Genomic DNA, 19657 nt, shown 5'->3' with positions numbered 1-19657 from the left:
GGCTTCATCTGCAGCTTCATGGTTCAATCGCCTTTGCGCCGGGGCGGCGCGGGTCCGCCGCGCCGAGGAAGAGGTTGTTGGTCAGCATGATCGACTGGGCGCTGCCCATCGTCTCATCCATCTCGATCCGATGCCCCTTTGCCTTGAGCGCCGCAACCGTGTCCGGGTTGAAATTCGGCTCGACGCGCAGCGCAGCGGTGGTGCCCTGATAGATTCGCGGCTGGTGAGTCGCCTCGTCCACATTGAGGCCATGGTCGATCGTGTTGACGACGATCTGGAGCATCGTGGTGATGATCGTGCTGCCGCCGGGCGTGCCGACGATCAGCCAGGGCTTGCCGTCCTTGAAGACGAGGGTCGGCATCATCGTCGAGAGCATGCGCTTGCCGGGAGCCATGGCGTTGAGCGGCGGGGGCGTGCCCTTGCGCTGGGCTTCCCATGCCTGCTCATGGCTGAAATTGTTCATCTGGTTGTTGAGCAGGATGCCGGTGCCCGCGATCATCACGCCCGAGCCGAAGTCCGAGCCGAGCGTGTAGGTGGTCGAGACGGCGTTGCCCTCGGCATCCGCGACCGAGAAATGGGTGGTCGAGGGGCTTTCGAACTTGAGCGGGTCGCCCGGCGCGAGATCGCGGACGGGCGTGGCCCTGTCGAGGCTGATCAGCTTCGCGCGCTCGGCGGCATATTGTTTCGAGATGAACCCGCGGACCGGCGCGGTGACGAAGGCGGGGTCGCCGAGCGCCTGATAGCGGTCGAGATAGGCGAGCTTCATCGTCTCGGCCATTACGTGCAGCGAGGCGGCGGAGCCGGCGCCCATGGCCTTGAGGTCGAAATGCTCGAGGATGTTGAGCATGTTGAGCAGGGTCGCGCCGCCCGCGCTGGCAGGAGGCGGGGTATAGACCTGATAGCCGCGATAGGTGCCGACCAGCGGATCGCGCTCGACCGGCTTGTACGCGGCAAGGTCGGCGCGGGTGATGATGCCGCCATTGGCCTTCATGTCCGCCTCGATCCGCCGCGCGATCTCGCCGGTGTAGAAGGCCCTGGCGCCGCCTTTGGCGATCTGGGTGAGGGTCCAGGCGAGGTCGGGCTGCTTCAGCACCTCGTCCTTGGCGTAGAGGCTGCCGTCGGGCTTGTAGAAGACCGCCTTGCCCGATGCGCTGTTGGAGAGGCGCTGGCGGCCCCAGCCGAACACGAAGGCTTCGTCGGCGGTGAGCTTCACCCCATCGCGGGCGAGGCGGATCGCGGGTTCGACCACCTTGGCCCAGGGCAGCTTGCCCCATTTTTTGTGGGCGTGCTCGAGGCCTGCGACGGTGCCGGGGACCGACGGGGCCATATAGCCGTACGAGGCGATGCCCCGCTCCTTGCCCTTGTTGTCGACGAACATGGCGGGTGTGGCGGCGCGCGGCGCGATGCCGCGAAAGTCGAGGACGCGGACCTGCTTGGACCTGGCGTCGTAGACGGTCATGAAGCCGTCGCCGCCGATATTGCCCGCGCGGGGCAAGGTGACCGCGAGCGCGAAGCCGATCGCGACCGCGGCGTCGATGGCATTGCCGCCGTCGCGCAGGACCTGCGCGCCGACCTCGCTGGCGATGGCGTTCTGGCTGACGATCATCCCGCGCGTGCCGACGACGGGGGAATGGATCGAGGGATATTCGAGGAGATGGCGGCTCTGCGTCAGCGCCGGGACGGGCAGAGCGAGGCCGAGCGCCGAGACGGCGAGAACGAACTTGCGCAGGAACATGAAGGGCGGCCTCACTCGTCTTTGGCGGAGTTGTAGACGGTCACATCCATCTCGCCCTCCCACCGCGCGACCGCGGTCGCGATGGCAAGGTCGGAGGTGACGTTGGGAACGGTGCGCGTCATGTCGAGGATGCGGTCGAACGGCAGGATGAAGCCGACGACAAGTGCGGTCTGCTCAGGGGTGATGCCGATCGCGTGGAGCACCGCCGCGAGCACGAACAGCGAGCCGGACGGGACCGGCGCCACGCCCATCGCGACGATGGTGGTGGTGGCGGCGATCACCAGATAGTCCGCCCAGCTCAGATCGACGCCGAACGCCTGCGCCGAGAAGAGGGTGAGCATCGCGACATACATCGCCGCGCCGTCCATGCCGATCGTCGCGCCGAGCGGGAGGACGGTGGAAGCCACAGGCTTCGACACGCCGAGATTGTTCTGCGCGACGCGGATCGCGACCGGCAGCGTCGCCGAGCTGGACGAGGTCGAGAAGCCGACCATGATCGCATCGGCGATGCCCCGGAAGAAGGGCAGCGGCGAGAGCCACGCCATCAGCCGCACGACGATGAGGCCGTGGATCAGCAAGGTGACGACCGCCGAGCCGACCACGACGCAGATCGCGAGCTTGAGCACCGCAAGGAAGCTCGACGGGCCGCTGGTGCCCATCACCACCGCGATCAACGCGAACACGCCGAACGGCGCGGTCTCCATCACGAAGCCGACGATCTTGAGCATCACGTCCGACGCGCCGTTGAGGAACGCGCGAACCGGCTCGGCGCCCTTGCCCGCAGCGATCACGCCCGCGCCGACGAGGATCGCGAAGAAGATCACCGACAGCGTCTTGCCCTCGGCCATCGCGCCGACGGGGTTGTCGGGGATGATCTCCATGAACATCCGCGCGGTGTCGGGCGGGGTGCCCATCGCCTTGGGCACCGCGTCGGCGAAGGTCGCGCCGATGCCGGGGCCGATCAGCGTGGCGACGGTGAGGCCGGTGGTGACGGCGAGCGTGGTGGTGAAGACGTACATGGCGAGCGTCTTCACGCCGATGCTGCCGAGCCTTTTGGGATCGGCGAGCGCGGCCACGCCCGCGGCGATGGTGAGGAAGACGAGCGGGACGACGAGCATGCGGATCAGCCGCACGAACAGCTCGCCGATCCAGGTGATCGATGTCGCTCCCGGGCCCCAGATGGCCCCGGAGACCGCGCCGAGCACGAGCGCGCCGAGGATGCGCTTCCACAGCGCGACGCCGAACCACCAGCGCAGCGCGCGGCTGAACGGGCGCAGTTGCTCGGCGGGGGCGATCGGCTCGGGGGGCTTCGTCTCGGTCATCGCGCGGCTCCGGTCAGTGGGGACGGCTTGGCCAGCCTAGGTCATCAACGAGGATAGGGGAAACAGGATGCGTTCCGCCGGGTGCCCCCGTGCCGCCGCGACGGACGGCCCGGGGACGGGATGCGCTCAGAAACGCTTGCTGACCGAGAAATAGACCTGGCGGCCACGGTTGGAATAGAGATCGCCGATATAGCCGGTGGGCTGATCGGCGAGCGGCGCCAGCTCGTTGAGCAGGTTGCGCGCGCCGACGCGCAGGCGCAGGCTGTCCATCGGCCCGCCGTCGACGGTGTATTGCGCATAGAGGCTGTGGGTGAGGTAGTCCTTGACCCGCCAGCGCGTGCCGTCGGCCAGCGCAGCCGAGGTGTCGGTGACCGAGCCGACATAGTTGGCATAATAGCCGATGCCGAAGCCCTTGTAGCGCCAGGTCAGGCTGGCCGAGCCGCGCCATTTGGGACGGCCATTCTCCTCGATCAAGCTCTGCGCGCCGACGATGTTGATGAACCCGTCGATCGTCCCGTCCGCCTGCGCGTCGATCAGCGACTGAACGGTCTCGTTGGGCACCTGATAGAATTCGAGCAGGCGGGCGGCGTTCACGCGGACGTTGAAGTCGCCGATCCCGGTGTCCTTGACCTGATAATAGACGCCGAGATCATAGCCGCGCACCGTGCGCGGGGTGAGGTTGGTGTAGTTGTCGATCACCTGGATGATCCGCCCGACGGGCGCGATGCCGGTGCCCGCGACCGCATCGATATCGGCCTGGGTCGGCGTGGTGCGCTGGACGTTGGGGTTCGAGGAGCCGGACAGGCGCAGCAGATAGTCAAGGATCAGCGCGTTGGTATCGCCGAACAGGCCGATCACGTTCTTCTGCCGGATCTCCCAATAATCGGCGGTGAAGGTGAGGCGCCCGGCGCGGCCCATGTCGAGCTGGAAGGTGCCGCCGAGCGAGAGGTTCTCCGATTCCTCGGGCTTCAGGTCCTGGCTGCCGGAGCGGTTGCTGACCACGCCCTGGCTGCGCTCGCAATCGTCGAAATTGGTGATCCGCCCGGCGCGGAAGTCCGCCTCGCAGCGGATCCAGTCGGTGCGGGTGTTCGAGCGCTGGATGCCGTTCTCGAACAATTGCGGCAGGTTCGGCGCGCGGAAGCCCTGCGACCAGGAGCCGCGCAGCTGGAGGTTGGCGACGGGATACCAGGATAGCGCGACCTTGGGCTTCGCGACGGTGCTGAAGCCCTGATAGGCCTCGACGCGGCCGGCGAGCTGCAGGTCGAGCGAGCGGATCAGCGGCACGTTCATGTCGGGGCCGACCACCGGCACGGCGAATTCGAGGAAGCCCGAGATGGTGTTGCGCTTGCCGCCGCTGTCGGGCGTGGGGCTGGCGCCCATCGTGTCGCTGCCGTTGGACGAGCCGTCGAGCGCGGTGAAGGCGATCGTGCCGTCGAGCCGCGGATCCCGGTCGTCGAAGAAGGTCTCGTGCCGGAACTCGACGCCGGCCGCCATGCCGACGCGGCCGGCCGGCAGGCTGAGCAGGTCGTTCTTGCTGAGCTTCAGGTCCGCCATCGCCAGCTCGGTGGTGCTGATGCGGTAGATGTCGACCATGAACGGGTCGATCACGCTCTGCGGGTTGGGGGTGGAGTCGAACCAGCTGGGACGGAGCGGATCGCCGCCGTTGAACGGATTGTAGGCGCTGGCATCGGTGCGCGAGAGCGCTTCCTGGAACTTGGTCAGGCTGACCGTGTGCATGCTGTCGCGGGTGCGGGCGCGCGAATAGAGCGCGGCGGTGTCGAAATCGAAGCCGAAGATCTCGCCGCGCAAGCCGCCGAGGAAGCGCATCGTGTCGTTGCGCACATTGACCACCAGCGGGCCGGCATCGACAGGGCGATAGTCGATCAGCTCGATCGGCACGCCGGCAGTGAGCACGCCGGTGAGCCCCGGGATGCGGTTGGGGCTGCCGACGGGGCCGAGCGGGTTGTAGAAGCCGTTGGCCGGGATGATCAGGCGCTGGCTGGCGAGCGCGGTGTCCTGCTCGCGCTGCGATTCATAGTCGGCGCGATACCAGCCGGCCTCGGCGAAGAATTCGAGACCGCTGTCGAACTCGTGGTTGAAGAAGCCGAACAGGTTGATCCGGTCGTTGCGGCCGATCAGCGTGCGGACGCTGTTGATGTCGTATTTGAGGTTGTTGTCGGTCGAGGCGGTCGACAGCGAGCTGTTGTCCCAGCAGGTGCCGGCATAGGGCGTGGGCGCGACGCAGCTGCCGTTGCCGGTCGGCTGGATATGGAAGATGCCGTTGGTGGTCAGCGTGGTGCCGTTGACCTGCGCCGCGGTGGTGGAGACCGCATAGCTGTTGGTCAGCCGCTGAAACTCGCCCCAGATGCTGTCGGTCGAGGTGTTATCGAAATCGGAGTCGCCCGCGAACGGCGTGCCGGCGACGAGCGGGCGCAGGTCGGCCGAGCGCGAGTTGCGGCGCTCGCGTGCGTAGAGCGGGTCGCGGTGATTGTACGATCCGAACAGCGAGATGTTGGACTTGCCGCCGTTGAAGCTGTGGCCCGCTTCGAACGCGAATTCCGCCTCGACCTGGCCCGAATTCTCGGTGAAGCCGACCTCGCTGGTGAGGCGCAGCCCCTTGAAATTGTCCTTGAGCACGGTGTTGATCACGCCCGCGACCGCGTCCGAGCCGTAGATCGCGGCGGCGCCGTCGAGCAGCACCTCGACCCGGCGGACGCCGAGCACGGGGATGGTGTTGGTGTTGACGCTCTGCACCGGGACGAGGTTCTCGCTCTGCGTGCCGGGGTGGAGGACCATGCGGCGGCCGTTGAGCAGCACCAGCGTGTTGCCCGTGCCGAGCGCGCGCAGGTTGATCGAGGCAGTATCGCCGCGCGCATCGTTGATGCCGCCGGCGTCGCGGCTCTCGTTGAAGGCGACGTCGCCCGCCTGCGGGATCGAGCGGAACAGATCGTCGCCAGTGGTGGCGGCGACCGCGGCGATATCGTCCTCGTTGAGCACGGTGACGGGCAGCGCGCCGGCGACGTCGGCGCCCCTGATCTGCGAGCCGATGACGACGACTTCCTCGCCTTGCTCGGCTTCCTGCGCGGCGACGTCGGCCGCGGTCTGCGGCGGGCTGGCGGTGTCCTGCGCCATCGCGGCGCTGGCGGCGGCGAGCAGCGAGATGCCGCCCATCAGGCCGGCGATTCGGATTGCGGTCTTCATGGTCCTTTTCCTTCCCTGTGTCCCTTGCCAGCGGCGTCTTTGCGCGCCGTCATGCAGTCCCCTCGATGATCTTGGCGACGCGCTCGGCCGACCCTGCAGCCCAGGTCCAGCCGAGCCCGCCATGCCCGGTATTGGCGATCACGCCGGGCGCAATCGGCCGGATGACCGGGAGCGAATCGGGGGTCGCCGGGCGAAGCCCGGCCCAGCTCGATTCGATGTCGTCATAGTCCGCCGCCTGGGGCAGCGCGGCGCGCGCGCTGTCGACCAGCGCGCGCAGCCGTTTTGGCTCGACGCGGGTGTCGCGCCTGCCCAGCTCGGCCAGCCCCGCGATGCGCATGCGGTTGCCCAGCCGCGCGAAGACGACGCGGTTGGCGACGTCGGTGATGCTGGCGGCGGGCGCGGCAACGCCGGCGGGCGCGGTGATCGAATAGCCCTTCATCGGCTGGACCGGGAGCCGGACGCCGATCGTGCGGGCGAGCCGCGGCGCGCCGGGGCCCGCGGCGAGGATGATGCGGTCGGCGGGCACGCGGCTGCCGCATCCGGTGACGATCGCCGGCTGCCTGCCATTGGCTTCGATGCGATCGACCGGCAGCTCGAACATCGAGCTGCCGCCGGTGCGGAGCAAGGCTTCATGGGCGCTGACACAGAACCGGTGCGGATCGCCGACCGCCTCGTCCGGGGTGTGGAGCGCCCCGGCGATCTCGCCGCGCACGGGCGCCAGCATCGGCTCGAGCGCAACCGCGGCGTCGGGATCGAGCAGCGTCTGCGCGACGCCCGCCTCGCGCTTGAGCGCGACCGTCGCTTCGGCCGCGGCGAAAGAGGCGGCGGTGCGGTAGATGTGGATCTTGCCCGGAACGCCGTGGCCATAGTCGAGCCGGTGGCGTTCGGTGAGTGCGTCGAGCGCATGGCGGGATTCGGCGGCGAGGATCAGGCCCGCCAGCGTGTTGCGGCGGAAGGCGCCGGCGCTGCAATTGCGCAGGAAGGCGATGCTCCAGCGCAGGAAATCGGGGTCGAGGTGAAGCCGGAAGCGCAGCGCGGGGTCGAGACCGAGCAGCACACGAGGAAGCTGGCCCAGCACGCCGGGGCCGGCCAGCGCATCGGTATAGGCGAAACTGAGCTGTGCGCCGTTGGCGAAGGAGGTGCCGAGGCCGGGGCCGCGCGCCGAATCCACCACCGTCACGCGATGCCCGCGATCGGCGAGCGTCAGCGCGGTGGCCATGCCGACCACGCCTGCGCCAAGGACGATGACCTCCTCGCGGCGGCTCATCGGACGCACCGGTTCAAGGCGGTCGATCGGATCAGATTACGCGCTCCCCCGCGCAACCGTCCCAATGATTGCGCGGCGAAAGGATGATCGCTCGGCGCGCGCCTGCGAAGTCAGGAATCGATCAGCAGCGCATAGCCCCAGGTTATGGGCTGCTGGCTATGGCTGGACGCGGCTCTCGACCAGGATGCCCTCGAGCGTGCGCAGGAACAGCCGTGCGACGCGCGAGGGCTGGCGCTCCTCGAGCGTGGCCCAGGAGATGGTGAAGCGCAGCGGCGGATCGGTGGGCAGCCATTTGAAGCCGGGGGCTGCCCAGGCACGCGCGGTGAACTCGTCGACCACGGTGACGCCGCCCTCGAGCTGGGCGAGGCGCGCGGCGATGAAGAAGGTCTGGACCGACACGGTCTCGCGGAAGGCAAGACCGCGCTCGCGCGCCGCGCGGGTGAGCACGTCGCCGATCGGGCCGGTCGCGGCGACGCCGATCACGTCGCGGTCGGCAAGCAGATCGAGGGGGAAGCGCGGGCCGGTGGGTGCGAACATCCCGTCGGGGAACAGCACAACCAGCTCGCCCTCGGCCAGCACCTGCCGCATCAGGCGCGGATGCGGGGGCGGGGTGTAGGCGATCGCCAGGTCGATCTCGCGCCCGATCAGCGAGCGGACGAGGTCGTCGTGATGATGGGTATGCACCTCGAACGTCACGCGCGGCCATTCGCGGCGGAACTGCGCCATCGCCTGCGGCACGATGTCGAGCGCGAGGCTGGGGACGATGCCGAGCCGGATATGGCCGCCGCCGGCCTGGGCGAGGTTGCGCGCGGTCTGCTGCAGCGTGTCGAGCCGCTCGAACAGATCGCCCGCCTCGCGCATCAACGCATGCGCCTCGTCGGTCGGGATCAGGCGGCCGCGCGAGAGCTGGAACAGCGGGATGCCGAGGCTGTCCTCGGCATGATGCAGCGTCTTCGACACCGAAGGCTGGGAGACGCCGAGCGCGCGCGCCGCGGCGCTGATCGAGCCGTGGAGATAGACGGCGTGGAAGACTTCGAGCTGACGGAAACGCATCGGTCCATCTTAGGCAAGGGTGCGGCGGGAGCAATGACCTTGCCGTTGCAGGGCGCGCCGGCGCGGTTCCGGATGGCCGCGCGAGCGGTCAGCCCGCGCGTGCCTAGACATAATGCGGGTCCGGATCCTCGCGCAGCTCCTCATAGTGCACCAGTGCCGGCTCCGGGCCGAGCGGCACCGGCCGGCCGTCGCGGAACGCCCATTCGCCGCGGTCGCAATCGGCAGCGGTGACATAGCCGTTGATGTAGAGCCGCCGCTGGTGATCCGCGCGGTTCCGCCCCGATCCATGGACCAGATACGGGCTCCACAGCGCGATGTCGCCGGGGTCGAGGACGAGATCGACGACTTGCCCGGGATCGATGCCCGCCGCGATCAGCGCCCCGTCGCTCATCTCGGTGCCGAGCACCTCGGTCGACGTGTCGAGATCGAGCGGCCCGGCGGCATGGCTGCGCGGGATGAAGCGCATCGCGCCGCTTTCGGGCGTGTGCGGATCGATCGCGAGGCCGGTCTGGACATAGGCGGTGCCGAGGTTGCGATAGACGGCGTCGGGCTTGCGGAAGCGCGAATCCTGATGCCAGGCGAAGTCGCCGAGCGACCCGGGCGCCTTCCAGTGGAGCTGGTTGATGATCTGCTTGAGATCCGGCCCGATCAGCGGCCGGAGGATCTCGAGATAGCGCGGATCCAGCCGGACGGCATTGAGCGTCGCATTGTGATAGGACGGCCACTGCACCATGCGGACCAGCGGCGCGCCGTCGGCATCGGGCGCGACATTGTAGAAGAGGTTGCCGTGGCGGAAGCTGCGGCCATGCGCGACGCCCTCGGCATGGACCTGATCGACCGCCGCCGCGATCGCCGCGATCTCATCAGGTGAAAAGACGCCGCGGACGATGGCGTAGCCCTGTTCCCGGTACGCGGCGACGTGATCCATTCTAGACTCCAGATGCCGTGAGGCGGTCGAGCTGGTCCGGCGAAAGCGTGAGGTCCCAGCCCGCGATCAGCTCGTCGAGCTGGGCGATGCTGGTGGCGCTGGCGATCGGCGCGGTGATGCCGGGCTGCGCGGCGAGCCAGGCGAGCGCGATCTGCGAGAGCGATGCGCCCGTCTCCGCCGCGACCGTGTCCATCGCCTCCAGCACCGCCCGGCCCTTGCCCTGGAGCAATTCGGCCATCCGGCCGCCGCGCACGCTTTTCCCGAGATCAGCTTCGCTGCGATATTTGCCGGTGAGAAAGCCGGAGGCGAGCCCGTAATATGGCAGCACGCCGATATTGTGCGCGACGCACAGATCCTGAAGCTCGCCTTCATAGCGATGCCGGCTGACCAGATTATATTCGGGCTGGAGCGCGCGATAATGCGGCAGCCCGTCGCGCGCGGCGATGTCGAGCGCCGATTTGAGCCGCGCCGCCGGAAAGTTGGATGCGGCGATGTGGCGCACCTTGCCGGTATCGATCAGCTTGCCGAACGCCGCCAGCACCTCCTCCTGCGGCACGCTCTCGTCATCCTGATGCGCGTAATAAAGGTCGATCGTATCGACCCCGAGCCGCTTGAGCGAAGCGTCGCAGGCGGTGGCGATGCGGGCGGGCGCGAGCTTGTCGCCGCCCTCGCCAGGCAGCATCCCCACCTTGGTCGCGATGCCGATGCGCCTGCCGCGCGCGCGCATCCATTCGCCGATCAGCGTTTCGGATTCGCCGCCTTTGTGGCCGGAGACCCAGGCCGAATAGACGTCCGCGGTATCGACCAGCGTGCCGCCCGCATCGGCGAACCGGTCGAGCAGCGCGAAGCTCGTCTCGCGATCGGCGGTCCAGCCGAAGACATTGCCGCCGAATACCATGGGCGGAGTGGCGATATCGGTGATGCCGAGCCGTCGCATCGGATGGCCTCCCTGGACTGGCGCCTATCTGGGATCGGGTTCGGATTTGCCCGGATCGGTCGCGTTGATATCAAGCATGTCGGCGGCGGCGTTGAGCTGCGCGGCCTCGCCGGCGGTGGCGCCGGTATTCTCGTCGGCCGAATTGCATGCCGCGAGCAATGCCAGCGGAAGCAGGAGAAGGGAACGCATCACGAGACCTCGATCGCCGGGAAGGAGGCGGGGCCGCCGGGACTACGGCCCCGCCATGCGCTTATTTCTTGAGCTCGTCACCCGCGGCCTCGACGGCGTTGCCGACCTTGTCGGCGCCCTCGCTGACCGTGTTGCCGATGCTGTCGGCGGCGTTCTCGGCGGTGCCGAGCGCGCTCTCGGTCGCGGACTGGACGTCCTGAACGGCTTCGCCCATCGTGGCGTTGGCGTCGGCGCCGATCGCGTTGGCCGCCTCGGCGGTTTCGTTCTGCGCCTTCTCGCTGCACGCGGCGAGGCCGAGCGCCGCGACGGCGGCGAAGGAAAGAGCGACTCGTTTCATTCGGATTCCTCTCTGTCATGGCGGGTGCGCCGGGGAGCGCCCGCGCGCAACCTATGGTCCCGCACTGCGGGGGGCAAGTTCCGAACCCGCGCGCCGGGCGAAATGCCCCGGGAAGCGTGCCAAGACGCTTGCCTCTGGCGCCCCATGCGCCTAGATCGGGCAGCGTGAACGGCCGCCCGGTGAGGGCGGCCCTTATTGTTTCTGGAGACTTTGACGTGGCCCAGCCGCTCATGCCGCATGCGACCGCTTCCTGGCTGGTCGACAACACCGCGCTCTCGTTCGAGCAGATCGCCGACTTTTGCGGCCTGCACATCCTGGAAGTGCAGGCGATCGCGGACGACACCGCCGCGACCAAGCTGACTGGCCGCGATCCCGTCCGCGCGCACGAGCTGACGATGGAGGAGATCGAGAAGGGCCAGGCCGATCCCGATTACCGCCTCAAGATGAGCAAGGGACCCGAGCAGGTCCGCCGCACCAAGGGGCCGCGCTACACGCCGGTGTCGAAGCGCCAGGACAAGCCCGACGGCATCGCCTGGATCATCCGCAACCATCCCGAGATCTCGGACGGCGCGATCGGCAAGCTGATCGGCACCACGCGCAACACCATCGCGGCGATCCGCGACCGCAGCCACTGGAACATCGCCAACATCGTGCCCAAGGACCCGGTGACGCTGGGCCTGACCAGCCAGCGCGAGCTGGACGCCGCGGTCTCGAAGGCGGCGAAGGCCGCGGGGATCGAGGCGCCGGTCGACACCCGCCTGGAAGGCGACCGCGAGGCGCTGATCGAGCAGCTGCGCGCCGAGCGCGAGGCCGCCGCGCGCGAGCCGGGCGAAGCGGGCGAAGGCCTGGGCTTCGAGAACCCCTTCAAGAGCTGATCCGCTTTTCCTTTTTCCGGTATCGTGACGGCGCGGCGACTCGACAAGCGAGTTCCGCGCCGTCAATGTTTCGGGTATGGATCGCGCCGCCATTTCCCCCGATGCCTCGCTGACGCAGGACGAGAGCTTCGTCGCGACCAGCCATCGCGGGCTGACCTATCCCTTTGGCGACCGCCTGCCTGGAATGGGCGAGGGAATCGAGGTTGCGCGCGGCGTGCGCTGGATCCGGCTTCCGGTGCCGGGGCCGCTCAACCATATCAATTGCTGGCTGCTCGACGATGGCGAGACGACCACCGCGGTCGATACCGGGCTCAACATCGGCGAGGCGGTGGAGGCGTGGCGCGCCCTGTTCGCGGCGGACCCGCTCGTGGAGCGCCCGGTGGGGCGGGTGATTTGCACGCACTTCCATCCCGATCATGCGGGCCTTGCCGGATGGCTGTGCCGCAAATTCCAGGCGCGGCTGTGGATGACGCGTGGCGAATGGCTGACCTTGCGCGTGCTGACGGCGGACGCGCGCGACGCGGTGCCCGACGAGCAGCTCGCCTTCTGGCGCGGAGCGGGCTGGGACGAAGCGCAGATCGCCGAGGCGGCGTCCGGCGGCTTCGGGCGGATGCGCCAGATGGTCGCGCCGTTGCCGCTGTCCTATCGCCGGATCGCCGATGGCGAGGCGATCTCGGTCGGCGACGGCAGTTGGCGCGTGGTGACCGCCTCGGGCCACTGCCCCGAGCATGCGTGCCTGTGGAACGAGATCGAGGGCGTGCTGATCGCGGGCGATCAGGTGCTGCCGCGGATCAGCTCCAACGTGTCGCTCGGGTTGACCGAGCCGGAGGCCGATCCGCTGGGCGAGTGGCTGGCCTCGATCGGCAAGCTGATGACGCTGCCCGGCGATCTGCTGGTGCTGCCCGCGCATGGCGAGCCGTTCACCGGGCTGCATGTGCGGCTGGCCGCGCTGCGCGACGAGCATCTGAAGCGGCTCGATATCCTGGAAGCGCACCTCACCGAGCCGCGGCGCGCGGTCGACTGTTTCGGGCGCATGTTCCGGCGGAGGATCGAGGGCGACATGATCGGCCTCGCCACCGGCGAGACGCTGGCGCATCTGCGGCGGCTCGAGGTCGAGGGACGGGCGGTGCGCGCGGCGCGCGACGGCGTCTGGTGGTATCGCGCGGCGTGAACTAGGCTCACGGGACAACGCGATTCCCGGGGAGCAGGACGATGTGTGACGAACTGACCGACGCCGACAATGCGCGCGCCTTCGGCACGATTTCGCGGCGCGACTTTACCGGGATGACCGGCGCCGCGGCGCTCGCGGCGATGCTGCCCGCGCCTGCCAACGCCCAGACGCTGAAGCATCGCGACATCACGATTCGGACGCCGGACGGCGTGGCGCAGGCCTATTTCGCCGCGCCCGCCAAGGGCAGGCATCCCGCGGTGCTGGTGTGGCCCGATATCGGCGGGCTGCGTCCCGCGTTCCGCAAGATGGGCGAGCGGCTGGCGCAATCGGGCTATGCCGTGCTGACGGTCAACCAGTTCTACCGCTCCGCGCCGCTGCCGATCCTCAAGGAAGGTGAGGCCTGGAGCCAGCCGGAGATCCGCGCCAAGCTGATGGACTGGCGCAAGCTGCTCACCCCCGATGCGGTGATGCGCGACGCGGCGGCCTTCACCGCCTTCCTCGACAAGCAGCCCGAGGTGGACGCCAAGCGCGGCATCGGCACCACCGGATACTGCATGGGCGGGCCGATGGTGATGCAGACCGCGGCGGCGGTGCCCGGCCGGATCCGCGCCGGGGCTTCGTTCCACGGTGGCGGCCTTGCCACCGACAAGGCCGACAGCCCTCATCTGCTGGTGCCGAAGATGAAGGCGAGCTTCCTGTTCGCCGTCGCCGAGAATGACGACCAGCGCAACCCGAACGAGAAGGAGCTGGTGCGCAAGGCGTTCGCCGATGCCGGGCTGCCCGCCGAGATCGAGGTCTATGCCGGGGCAATGCACGGCTGGTGCCCGCCCGACAGCCCGGCCTATAACCAGGCGCAGGCGGAGAAGGCATGGGGGCGGCTGCTGGCGCTATTCGGGAAAGCGCTAGCTTAGCTTCGACCCCAGCTTCGCCGCGAGATATTCGAGGTTGGCGATACGGCGCCACAGGCCGCTGTCGGTGATCGCGTCCATGCGGAAGAAGCGGCGCATCGCCGGGAAGTCGGGGTCGATCACGCGGTGCATATAGTCGGGCGAGAGCAGCCCGCCATGCTCGTCGCCCATCGGCCCCAGGCGGCGGCGCAGCGCGTACGTGTGCTGGCGCACCCAGACCGGGCGGATGCGCGTCGACCATTCCGCGAGACGATGCTTGCGGCCGGGCAGGCCGGTGAAGTCGTGGCCATAGGCCGAAGGCTGGGCGGCGAGCTGCGGATCGATCGCATTGAGCAGGGCGGCCTCGAACCGCCCGGCATGCTTGAGGCGGAGCGGAATGGTCATCGCCTGCGCCACCACCTGATGGTGGAGGAACGGCATCAGATAGGGGCTGTAGCGGCCCTCGAGGCTGATCTCGCGCCCGAACAGCGCACGGCAGCGGATGCGCGGATAGATCTGCTCGATCCGGGTACGGTCGGGGCGGCCGGCTGCGGCGGGCGGCTCGATCGCGGTGCGGATGCGCGCAGCGATGCCGTCGAGGAAGGCGCGCGAATCGAACAGGTCCGTCGCATCGCCCGGCGTGAAGCGCGCGAAGAAGGTGCGGGCAATGTCGTGCGCGGTGAAGCGGCGGTCGGGCAGGTAGAAGAAGTTGCGGTAGATCTCGCCGCACCCACCCGAGACCGCCAGCGCGCCGCCGGCGTGGCGGGCGATCTGGGTCGCACCATGCGCGCCATTGTCGAAGATGTTGCCGAAGGTAGGCAGGCCGTCGAACTGGTGGAAGTTGCGCGTCACCAGATCGGGGAAGGCGTCGGGCGCCGGGGTCTCGGCATATTTGTCGGTCCAGGCGACGTCGAAGCCGCAGGCGCGGCCCATCGCCTGCGCGATCTCGACATCCTCGTCGCCGGGAAGACCATAGACATAGAGTTCGGGGCTGCACCCGGCGGCACGCAGCGCGGCGAGGACGAGGCGAGAATCGAGACCGCCCGACAGCGGGCTGCGGACATGGTTGCCGAACTGCGCGACATGGGCGCCGACGATGCTGGCGAGCGGCGCGCGGTGGCGCTCGATCTGCGCAGCGAGCGGCTCGCGCGACGGGGCGGCGGGGAGCGGCTTCTCGATGCGGTGGCGGATGACGCCCTGCTCGGTCAGCTCGATCACGGCGAAGGGCGAGAGCGTCTTGAGCTCGGCGAACACCGTATCGTCGCCGATCGGCATGACGTTGAAGGCGAGCTCGTACACGCCTTGCGGGTCGAAGCTGAGCCGTGGCATCGCTTGCGCCGCGGCGAGGAGCGAGGTCGAGAAGAGCCGGTCGCCGATATCGCCGAAGAGCTGGAAGGCCGAGAAATAGTCGCCGAGCAGGAAGCTGCGCCCGCCGCGGCGGAGCAGCGCGACGAACTGGCCGCCGATGCGGCTCCAGTCGAGCGCGAGCGGGTCCATGCCGAGCAGCGCGTCGAGCGAGGCGGTGCCGAACTTTCCGTCGATCACCGGCGTGCCCGCGGCGGCGGCAAGATCGTCGCCCCTCGCCAGCAATCCCTCGGGGCCACCGATGATGTAAGGGAAATGCAGCAGCGACCAGCCCGGCACGGTATGTTCGGCGGGGGCGGGAAAGCCCTGCTTCGCGAATGCGCCGCGTGCCGCCGTCAATGCGGTAGTGGTGAAGTCGGAACCGTCGTTACGGGCAAGAAACAGGCCGGACATTCGCTTGCCTTAGCCCATCATGCGGGCGCTGGCGCGGGGGAATCGCGTCGCTTCTGCATCGGCTTCATGCCCGCTTCCGCGCGCTTGCGGGCGAGATAGGTGTCGAGCCCGATCTGGGCGCCGACCAGCATGTAGACGAACGGGTTCAAGGCGATGCCGACGAACAACGCACCGAACAGATAGATCATGTGCGCATGCTGGAGCGCGGTGGCGAGCGGCGAGACCCAGGCCTGGTCTGGCGGCGCCTTCCAGTAGCGGCGGCGCAGTATCTCCATGCGGATGATCCCGCCGAGATGGATCGTCAGCCACAGGATCAGCCCCGGCCAGCCCTGTTCGCCCAGCATCTCGAAATAGGCCGAGTGATAGGCGCGCGACTTGTCGATCTCGGGCGTGCGGACGATGGTGATGCTGGCGCCTTCGCCGACGGTGGAGATCTTGTCGTACTTGATCTCGTTCTGGCGATACGCCTCGAACCCGCCGCCGAACGGGTGGGTCTTCACATAGTCGAGCGTCCATTTCCACACCTCGATCCGGGTCGAGGCGGAGGCGTCGGCCTGATAGGTGCGGATCGTGCCCATGCGCTCGCTGAACGCGGTGGGGAGGAAGGGGATGGCGACGAGCGCCAATGCCGCCGCGCCGCCGATATAGACCATGCGCCGCTTGACGTCGCGCAGCATCAGCACGGCGAGCAGCCCGATGCAGAGCAGCCCCGTACGCGCCTGAGTGCCCACGGGCATCAGCAGGCAGGCGAAGATCAGCGCATAGCCGAAGGTCCTCACGCGCCAGTCGGGCGGGAAGATCGTGCCGTGGCGCGTGAACCACAGGATCAGCGGGATCACGCAGATCGCCACGGCGGAGATGATGCTGCCCTCGAACAGGCCCGAATTATTGTCCACATACAGCTTGAGCTGGCCGTAGCCGCCGCCGCCCAGCGCGGTCTTGATCCCGCCGTTGATGATGATCGTCGCGACCGACAGCAGCATGAACAGCAGCAGTGCCTCGATCCTGAGCTTGGTGCGCAGGGTGAGGGGGAGGAAGATGGCGAACGCCAGCGCCTTCCACACCCAATCCCATTTGAACGCCGCATCGATCGGGAAATCGGCCCTGGTCGTTGTCCAGTAGCAATAGGCGAGCAGCGCCAGCATCAGCCCCTGGCGCGGCGCGATGCGCGTGTCCTTCTTGTCGTCGAAGGCGAGCCAGGCGAGCACCGCGAAGCCCACCGCCATCGCCGAGATCGGGAAGGCGTTGAGCAGGAAATAGCTCATCCGCTGGGGCGAGACGACGTCGATATAGACGTACGCCAGGACGAAGATGAACGGCCGCCGGAAGCCGAGGCCGAAGATCGCCGCCAGGAATGCGATGAAGGCAAGGTCACGCACGCTTGCGGCCCCAGCGGTTCTTCGGCGCTTCACCCGGCGGCGGCGCGCTCTCGTCGTCGAGATCGGGGCGCTGGATCAGCCGCCATGCGGTGAGCAACAGCAGCCCGTGGGTCAGGCCCAGCACCAGACTGTCGATCATCGCTGCCGTCCCTTCACGCGCTACGCCTGCACTTTCCCTAGCGTGGCGAGGTTGACGCAGCGTTAAGTGCTGGCGTGGCAAGGGGTGTGCATCATGCGTATCCTGCACGTCCTCGATCATTCGCTGCCGCTGCACAGCGGCTATACCTTTCGCACCCGCGCGATCCTGAAGGCGCAGATGGAGCGCGGCTGGACCGTCGCCGGAGTGACGGGGCCGCGCTACCATACCGGCGACGCCCCGTTCGAGACGCTCGACGGGATCGATTTCCATCGCACCCGGCAGATGCGGCGCCTGCCGCCGGTGCTGGGCGAGGCGGCGGAGATCGCGGCATTCGCGCGGCGGATCGATCAGGTGGTCCAACGCTTCCGCCCCGACATCCTCCATGCGCATTCGCCGGTGATCGATCCGCTCGCGGCGATGCGCGCGTCGCGGAAGCATGGCATCCCTTTGCTCTACGAGATTCGCGCCTTCTGGGAGGATGCCGCGGTGGGCAACGGCACCGGACGCGAGGGGTCGCTCAAATACCGGGCGACGCGCGGGCTGGAGACTTATGCCTGCAAGCGCGCCGATGCGGTCGCGGTGATCTGCGAAGGGCTGAAGCGCGATCTGGTGGCGCGCGGGATCGACGCGGACAAGATCATGGTCTCGCCCAATGGCGTGGACCTGCATCTGTTCGGCGAGCCGCCCGCGCGCGACGCGCTACTGTCGGTCGAGCTTGGCCTGGACGATGCCGAAGTGGCCGGGTTCATCGGCAGCTTTTATGACTATGAGGGGCTGGACGATCTGATCGCGGCGATGCCCGCGCTGGTCGCGGCGCGGCCCAGGGCGCGGCTGCTGATGGTCGGCGGCGGGCCGATGGAGGAAAGGTTGCGCGCTCAGGCGGCGGCGTCGAGCGCGGCGGCGGCGATCCACTTCGTCGGCCGCGTGCCGCACGAGCAGGTCGAACGCTACTACTCGCTGATCGACCTGCTGGTATATCCGCGCAAGCACATGCGCCTGACCGACTTGGTCACGCCGCTGAAACCATTGGAGGCGATGGCGCAGCGGCGGCTGGTCGCGGCATCGGATGTGGGCGGGCATCGCGAGCTGATTCGCGATGGCGATACCGGCACGCTGTTCCCGCCCGACGACCCCGCCGCGCTGGCGGCGGCGGTGGCGCGCGTGTTCGGGGATCGGGAAGGCTGGGAAGCGCAGCGCGAACGCGGGCGGGCGTTCGTCGAGAAAGAACGTAACTGGTCGTCAAACATTTCACGCTACGAACCCGTTTACCAAAAGCTTATCGAAGCACGTCAACGGTCCGGAACATGGTTGCGTACAGCATCGCTCAACGTCTGACCCCCAATCTCGCGCTGGCCGGCGCCGGGGCCGCGGGCGTGCTCGTCGCGCTGGCGACGCTGGCGATTCCCTATGGGCTGCTCGAGGAAATCGTGGTGACGAGCGGCATCGCCGCCTTCGTCCCCGCCGCAGAGCCGCCGCTGGGCACGACCGCACGGATCTGCGTGGGCGTGTTCGCCGGTGGTGCCGCGGCGCTGATCGCCTGGTTCGTGCTTTCGGCATTGCTGATCTGGCGCGATGCCCGCGATCGGGCGGAGCCGGGCGAGCGCCGCCCCGTGGTCCGCCGCGCCGACGCGCATCCTGACGCCCCGCCCCGCCCGCCGCTGCTCGCCACGCGCGACCTCGGCATGCCGTTCCGCGCGAAGGGCGAAGCGGTCGCCGGGGAGCGGGAGGCGATCGAGGCTGACGTCCATGTCGTGGCGCCGCAGGGCGCGGCGGACGAAGCGCAGGGTCGCGACCTCGATCTTCCCGAGCTCCCGCCCGAACCGGTGATCGCGATGGGCACGCCCGCGCCGCCCATCGAAACCATTCCGACGGTCGCGATCGCGCAGATGAAGGCGAAATCCCCGCCGCCACCTACGCCGCAGCCGCTCCCGGCCGATCTCGATCAGCCGCTGTCGGCATTCGATCCCGGCGCGATCCCCGATCTGCCGCTGGTGCCACCGCCGAATCTGGCACCGTTGAGCCGTGCAGCCATCCCGCCGGCCCTTGCCGAAGGGGAGCGATTCGAGACATTTGCGCTGACTCCGCCGCCGCGCCCGTCGGTTGTGCCCGCATCGGTGCCGGTCCCGCCCTCGGTGTCCGCCGTGCAGCCCGAGAATCTCTCCGCGCCGGAAACCGATGCCAGCGTTCACGCGCTGCTCGACCGGCTGGAGCGCGGCATCGCCCGGCGCACGCATCAGGCACCGGCCGCCGAGGCCGCGCCGGTGCAGCAGGCAGAGCCCGCGCCCGAGCCGGCTCCCGAGCCCGTGCGCGAGCCGCTGCCGCCGGGGCTCGAAGGCGCGCTGGCCGCGCTGCGCAAGATGGCGGTTCGCGCCTAGAGTCGTTTTCAGTCAGGCGGCGCCGCCCTCCACAGCCTTTCCAGCGATGCTCCGCATCGCCGGAACCTTGGGCTGCTCCGCCCGCTCCCCCACCCGGCCACCCA

General features: G+C 68.6%; 17 protein-coding genes. 5 read left to right on the top strand and 12 right to left on the bottom strand.

The features are described 5' to 3' along the window. Nucleotides 1-16 precede the first annotated feature (16 nt). From ggt to VGD28_RS15110, 9 genes are all read right to left on the bottom strand, one after another. The gene (gene ggt / locus VGD28_RS15150) at nt 17-1750 is read right to left on the bottom strand and encodes a gamma-glutamyltransferase (protein WP_331029190.1); all 1734 of its coding nucleotides are present in this window, start codon (nt 1748-1750) and stop codon (nt 17-19) included. Then, nucleotides 1747-3057: a dicarboxylate/amino acid:cation symporter gene (locus tag VGD28_RS15145; protein WP_331029189.1), complete on the bottom strand. Its 1311-nt coding sequence runs from the start codon at nt 3055-3057 to the stop codon at nt 1747-1749. Before VGD28_RS15145 ends, ggt begins: the two co-directional genes overlap by 4 nt. Before the next feature lie 126 nt (nt 3058-3183). After that, the gene (locus VGD28_RS15140) at nt 3184-6258 is read right to left on the bottom strand and encodes a TonB-dependent receptor domain-containing protein (RefSeq protein WP_331029188.1); all 3075 of its coding nucleotides are present in this window, start codon (nt 6256-6258) and stop codon (nt 3184-3186) included. A gap of 49 nt (nt 6259-6307) precedes the next feature. Continuing rightward, on the bottom strand, nt 6308-7525 hold the full coding sequence (locus tag VGD28_RS15135; RefSeq protein WP_331029187.1) for an FAD-dependent oxidoreductase: 1218 nt from the start codon (nt 7523-7525) through the stop codon (nt 6308-6310). A 156-nt stretch (nt 7526-7681) separates the two neighbouring features. After that, nucleotides 7682-8578, bottom strand: coding sequence for a LysR family transcriptional regulator (locus VGD28_RS15130; protein WP_331029186.1), 897 nt, complete (start codon nt 8576-8578; stop codon nt 7682-7684). A 103-nt stretch (nt 8579-8681) separates the two neighbouring features. Next, nucleotides 8682-9506 (bottom strand): phytanoyl-CoA dioxygenase family protein, encoded by an 825-nt coding sequence (locus tag VGD28_RS15125; protein ID WP_331029185.1) that lies wholly within the window; start codon nt 9504-9506, stop codon nt 8682-8684. Nucleotide 9507: 1 nt separating this feature from the next. After that, nucleotides 9508-10443: an aldo/keto reductase gene (locus tag VGD28_RS15120; RefSeq protein WP_331029184.1), complete on the bottom strand. Its 936-nt coding sequence runs from the start codon at nt 10441-10443 to the stop codon at nt 9508-9510. Nucleotides 10444-10467: 24 nt separating this feature from the next. Next, nucleotides 10468-10632, bottom strand: a complete 165-nt coding sequence (locus VGD28_RS15115) for a hypothetical protein (RefSeq protein WP_331029183.1) — start codon at nt 10630-10632, stop codon at nt 10468-10470. A 61-nt stretch (nt 10633-10693) separates the two neighbouring features. Beyond that, nucleotides 10694-10969, bottom strand: a complete 276-nt coding sequence (locus VGD28_RS15110; RefSeq protein ID WP_331029182.1) for a hypothetical protein — start codon at nt 10967-10969, stop codon at nt 10694-10696. 215 nt (nt 10970-11184) lie between these two features. Between VGD28_RS15110 and VGD28_RS15105 the strand changes: the two genes are divergently transcribed. The 3 genes from VGD28_RS15105 (at nt 11185) to VGD28_RS15095 (ending at nt 13926) form a co-directional block, all read left to right on the top strand. Next, nucleotides 11185-11844: a DUF1013 domain-containing protein gene (locus VGD28_RS15105; protein WP_331029181.1), complete on the top strand. Its 660-nt coding sequence runs from the start codon at nt 11185-11187 to the stop codon at nt 11842-11844. A gap of 76 nt (nt 11845-11920) precedes the next feature. Then, nucleotides 11921-13015, top strand: coding sequence for an MBL fold metallo-hydrolase (locus tag VGD28_RS15100; protein ID WP_331029180.1), 1095 nt, complete (start codon nt 11921-11923; stop codon nt 13013-13015). Between the two features lie 41 nt (nt 13016-13056). Continuing rightward, nucleotides 13057-13926, top strand: a complete 870-nt coding sequence (locus VGD28_RS15095) for a dienelactone hydrolase family protein (RefSeq protein ID WP_331029179.1) — start codon at nt 13057-13059, stop codon at nt 13924-13926. Here VGD28_RS15095 and VGD28_RS15090 read toward each other — a convergent pair. Genes VGD28_RS15090 through VGD28_RS15080 form a run of 3 tightly spaced genes read right to left on the bottom strand, consistent with a single transcriptional unit; the run spans nt 13918 to nt 17178 of the window. Further along, nucleotides 13918-15660 (bottom strand): hypothetical protein, encoded by a 1743-nt coding sequence (locus VGD28_RS15090; protein ID WP_331029178.1) that lies wholly within the window; start codon nt 15658-15660, stop codon nt 13918-13920. The genes VGD28_RS15095 and VGD28_RS15090 overlap by 9 nt on opposite strands. 17 nt (nt 15661-15677) lie before the next feature. Further along, the gene (locus VGD28_RS15085) at nt 15678-17039 is read right to left on the bottom strand and encodes a DUF5935 domain-containing protein (protein WP_331029177.1); all 1362 of its coding nucleotides are present in this window, start codon (nt 17037-17039) and stop codon (nt 15678-15680) included. Continuing rightward, nucleotides 17032-17178, bottom strand: coding sequence for a hypothetical protein (locus tag VGD28_RS15080; protein ID WP_331029176.1), 147 nt, complete (start codon nt 17176-17178; stop codon nt 17032-17034). The genes VGD28_RS15085 and VGD28_RS15080 overlap by 8 nt, the downstream gene beginning before the upstream one ends. Before the next feature lie 93 nt (nt 17179-17271). Between VGD28_RS15080 and VGD28_RS15075 the strand changes: the two genes are divergently transcribed. Both VGD28_RS15075 and VGD28_RS15070 read left to right on the top strand, forming a co-directional pair. After that, on the top strand, nt 17272-18513 hold the full coding sequence (locus tag VGD28_RS15075) for a TIGR04063 family PEP-CTERM/XrtA system glycosyltransferase (RefSeq protein WP_331029175.1): 1242 nt from the start codon (nt 17272-17274) through the stop codon (nt 18511-18513). Continuing rightward, entirely contained in the window at nt 18483-19553 is a 1071-nt protein-coding gene (locus tag VGD28_RS15070) for a hypothetical protein (RefSeq protein ID WP_331029174.1), read from the top strand. Before VGD28_RS15075 ends, VGD28_RS15070 begins: the two co-directional genes overlap by 31 nt. Nucleotides 19554-19657: the final 104 nt, after the last annotated feature.

This window comes from Sphingomonas sp. (assembly GCF_036402235.1).
Classification (GTDB): Bacteria; Pseudomonadota; Alphaproteobacteria; order Sphingomonadales; family Sphingomonadaceae; genus Sphingomonas.
This window is presented reverse-complemented; position numbering and strand designations above follow the sequence as displayed.

Excerpts from the sequence above, each read along its gene's own strand:
- VGD28_RS15145 (WP_331029189.1), bottom strand. The coding sequence starts at position 3,057 with ATGACCGAGACGAAGCCCCCCGAGCCGATCGCCCCCGCCGAGCAACTG.
- VGD28_RS15140 (WP_331029188.1), bottom strand. The coding sequence starts at position 6,258 with ATGAAGACCGCAATCCGAATCGCCGGCCTGATGGGCGGCATCTCGCTG.
- VGD28_RS15135 (WP_331029187.1), bottom strand. The coding sequence starts at position 7,525 with ATGAGCCGCCGCGAGGAGGTCATCGTCCTTGGCGCAGGCGTGGTCGGC.
- VGD28_RS15130 (WP_331029186.1), bottom strand. The coding sequence starts at position 8,578 with ATGCGTTTCCGTCAGCTCGAAGTCTTCCACGCCGTCTATCTCCACGGC.
- VGD28_RS15125 (WP_331029185.1), bottom strand. The coding sequence starts at position 9,506 with ATGGATCACGTCGCCGCGTACCGGGAACAGGGCTACGCCATCGTCCGC.
- VGD28_RS15120 (WP_331029184.1), bottom strand. The coding sequence starts at position 10,443 with ATGCGACGGCTCGGCATCACCGATATCGCCACTCCGCCCATGGTATTC.
- VGD28_RS15115 (WP_331029183.1), bottom strand. The coding sequence starts at position 10,632 with ATGCGTTCCCTTCTCCTGCTTCCGCTGGCATTGCTCGCGGCATGCAAT.
- VGD28_RS15110 (WP_331029182.1), bottom strand. The coding sequence starts at position 10,969 with ATGAAACGAGTCGCTCTTTCCTTCGCCGCCGTCGCGGCGCTCGGCCTC.
- VGD28_RS15100 (WP_331029180.1), top strand. The coding sequence starts at position 11,921 with ATGGATCGCGCCGCCATTTCCCCCGATGCCTCGCTGACGCAGGACGAG.
- VGD28_RS15095 (WP_331029179.1), top strand. The coding sequence starts at position 13,057 with ATGTGTGACGAACTGACCGACGCCGACAATGCGCGCGCCTTCGGCACG.
- VGD28_RS15090 (WP_331029178.1), bottom strand. The coding sequence starts at position 15,660 with ATGTCCGGCCTGTTTCTTGCCCGTAACGACGGTTCCGACTTCACCACT.
- VGD28_RS15080 (WP_331029176.1), bottom strand. The coding sequence starts at position 17,178 with ATGATCGACAGTCTGGTGCTGGGCCTGACCCACGGGCTGCTGTTGCTC.
- VGD28_RS15075 (WP_331029175.1), top strand. The coding sequence starts at position 17,272 with ATGCGTATCCTGCACGTCCTCGATCATTCGCTGCCGCTGCACAGCGGC.
- VGD28_RS15070 (WP_331029174.1), top strand. The coding sequence starts at position 18,483 with ATGGTTGCGTACAGCATCGCTCAACGTCTGACCCCCAATCTCGCGCTG.